The 2,878-nt window shown below is 73.3% G+C and carries 3 protein-coding genes; all 3 read right to left on the reverse strand.

Annotated elements, in window-relative coordinates; genetic code table 11:
- A partial coding sequence (locus BGM09_RS24840; protein ID WP_188283927.1) for a nucleoside triphosphate pyrophosphohydrolase occupies window positions 1-997 on the reverse strand: 997 nt, incomplete at its 3' end.
- 105 nt (window positions 998-1,102) lie between these two features.
- The gene (locus BGM09_RS24845) at window positions 1,103-1,771 is read right to left on the reverse strand and encodes a SurA N-terminal domain-containing protein (RefSeq protein WP_188283928.1); all 669 of its coding nucleotides are present in this window, start codon (window positions 1,769-1,771) and stop codon (window positions 1,103-1,105) included.
- 186 nt (window positions 1,772-1,957) lie between these two features.
- A partial coding sequence (locus tag BGM09_RS24850) for a glycoside hydrolase domain-containing protein (protein WP_317452885.1) occupies window positions 1,958-2,878 on the reverse strand: 921 nt, incomplete at its 5' end.

The raw sequence follows: 2,878 nt of genomic DNA on the forward strand, positions 1-2,878 counted from the left end.
CGGCCGTACGGGTCCGCTCCGCCGTGCGGATCGCGTCGCGGTAGCGGCGGGCCGCGTGGCGCAGGGCGGCTTCCGGGTCGAGTCCCGCGGCCTGGGCGGCGGCGGCCTCGGCGAGGAGGTGGTCGCCGAGGGCGGCCTCGTCGGCGAAGGCGCCGGCGGAGTCCGGGAGCGGGAGGTCCGCGTCGCGGGCGCGGCCCGCGAGCTTGGCGGCCAGGGCGAGGGCCGGGGAGGCGAGGGGCACGCCGTCGGTGACCGAGTCGCGGGACTTCTCGACGCCCTTGAGGCGGATCCAGTTCGCCTGCACCTGCTCGGGGGTCTCGGCGACCTCGTCGCCGAAGATGTGCGGGTGCCGGTGGACGAGCTTGTCCACCAGTCCCCCGGCCACGTCGTCGATGCCGAACGGCTCCTCGGGGTCGCCCTCCGCGATGGCCGCGTGGAAGACGACCTGGAGCAGGACGTCGCCCAGTTCCTCGCGCACCGCCGCGCGGTCCCCCTCCTCGATCGCCTCGACCAGCTCGTACATCTCCTCGATGCCGTACTTCGCCAGGTCCTCGTGCGTCCGCAGGCTGCTCCACGGGCACTCGGCCCTGATCCGGTCCATCACCTGGACGAGGTCGAGCAGCCGGGCGCCGGGCAGGTCGTACGAGCCGGGCAGCAGTTCCAGGTCGGGCATGGCGACCCGTCCCGAGCCGCCGAGCCTGGCCAGTTCGTCGGTGACGGCCGGGTCGCCCGCGCCGCCGGGCGGCAGATAGACGACCGTACGGCCGCCCGCCGTCGCGTCCACCAGCTCGCGCCCGCCGGGCGTCGCCAGCTCGACCCGTACGCCCGCCTCGCGCAGATACGGGAGCTGCGGATGCCCGGGGTCGGCGCACACCACGAGGTCGGCCTCGCGCAGCGTCCGCCAGGCGGGCCAGGAGAGCTGTCCCGGCGCGACCCGGTGGCTGGTCGTCAGCAGCACCAGCCGCCCGGACGCGTTCGAGTCGTCTACGTCGTTCACCCCTCGAACGTACCCCGGACCACCGACACGCCCCGCGGGCGGCTGCTTCACGGCTTCTTCACGGCTTACGCGGCTGCTTCGCGGCTTACGCGGCTGCTTCGCGGCTTACGCGCTCGGGTCCGCCGGGGTCGCCGTCTTGGTCACGACCCACGGCTCGTTGGTGGCGCCGACGATCGCCTTCTTGGCGTCCCATGTGCCGTAGCGCGGGTTGACGTCCACGCCGAGCGACTTCGCGGTCTTGGAGATGACGGCGATGGCCGCCGCGTTCCCGTTGTCGCTGCCGGGCTGGAAGCCGAGGCTCTGGATCAGCTTGCCGACGGCGATGTTGGTCCGCAGGAAGGTGTCGATGCCGGACGGCACGATGTCGTACTGCTGGAGCAGCGCCGCCTCGAACTGGCTCTCGTCGCCGCCGAACTGCTGCAACGCCTGCGCGTGCGACTGCTGCACCTCAGCGGTGCTGACCGAGAGCCCGGCGTCGGACACGGCCTTGTCGATCACCTTGTTCTGCACCAGCATGCTCAGCGTCTGCTGCGGCAGCTTGCCGCTCTGCCCGATGAGCTGCGCCGCCTGCGGCGACCTGCTCTGCGCGTCGCGGACCTGGTCGACCTCGTGCTGGAGCGTGGCGATCGAGATCTTCTGGTCCCCGACCACCGCCGCGGCCCCCGGGTGCGCGGGTCCCGAACCGCACGCGGTGAGGGCGGGCGATGCCGCCAGCAGCGCGGCTGCGGCGATCGAGACGGCGGTGCGGCGGCGGACCATGGTGCCTCCCGGCATGGGAACGACCTAGCGGTACTGAAGCGATGATCGCGTACGAGGATTACGAGGATATGGACCGGGGCCCGCCGATTTCCAGCACTCGGCGCAAACGGCGCCCCTCGCGGGAGCGTACGCCTCGCGGCTGGACCGCCGCGCACCCGGTGGGCCCGCCCCCGCGCTCCCGCTCCCGTACCGCCCCCGCCGTCAGACGACGGCGACCGGGCCGTCCCAGGCGTCGCGGTCCACGGTCAGCGTGACGCCGCCGTAGGTCTCCTTGGAGTTGACCAGGAACTGGTGGCCGCGGCGGTGCCCGGTCCACAGGTTCGCGGCGAACGGGAAGCCGATGGTGGTGCTGTTGACGCCGTCGTACTTGGCGTACCAGAAGGCGTCCGGCATGTCGTCCATGGTCGCCTTGGCCGCCGCCACGGCGGCGGCGCTGGACGAGCTGAAGCCGTAGAAGCCCGCCAGGTAACCGCCGGTGTGCAGCGCCCGGTTCCACGCCTGGACGTAGGTGAGGACGGCGTTGTTGCACGACGTGTCGGAGACGGCGTACGGCTCCATGTCGAGGTAGAGCGCGCTGGCCGGACGCATGCCGAGGGCCGCGGCCTTCGTCACCGCGTCGGCGCCGTCGCGCGCGCCGAGCGTGGCCGCGGTGGCCGCGGTGAGCCGTTCGGGGCTGCCGCCGGTCTGGCAGGGCGGCTGCGCGCCGACGTAGATCGGGATGAGCTTCCAGCCCGACCCGCTGACGGTCGTCACCCACGAGGACGTCAACTGGGGTTGTGCGCAGCCGCGGTTGGCACCGCCGATGTAGACCGCGGCGGCGCCGTAGGGCGAACCGCTCTTCCAGGACGCCATCTTGCTCGCGCTGGGCGCGGTGCAGGTGTCGAAGGCGAGGCCGGTGAAGGTACGGACGAAGCCGCTGAACGGCGCTGCCGGACGGCGTGTCTGGTGGGGTGCGGACGGCAGGGAGCCGGGGACCGAGGCGACCGGGTTGACGGGCTTGGCGGTCTGGGCGGCGGCCGGGGCGTGCGACGCGGAGGGGCTGCCGCTCGGGGCGCCGGTCGGACGGCCGGTCGCGGCGCCCTTCGGGGCGGCGTTCTCGGCGCCGTTCTTGGCGCCGTTCGG

The sequence above is a fragment of the Streptomyces sp. CBMA29 genome, from assembly GCF_014596445.1.
Lineage (GTDB): Bacteria > Actinomycetota > Actinomycetes > Streptomycetales > Streptomycetaceae > Actinacidiphila.

Coding starts and splice junctions, on each gene's coding strand:
- BGM09_RS24845 (WP_188283928.1), bottom strand. CDS start 1,771: ATGCCGGGAGGCACCATGGTCCGCCGCCGCACCGCCGTCTCGATCGCC.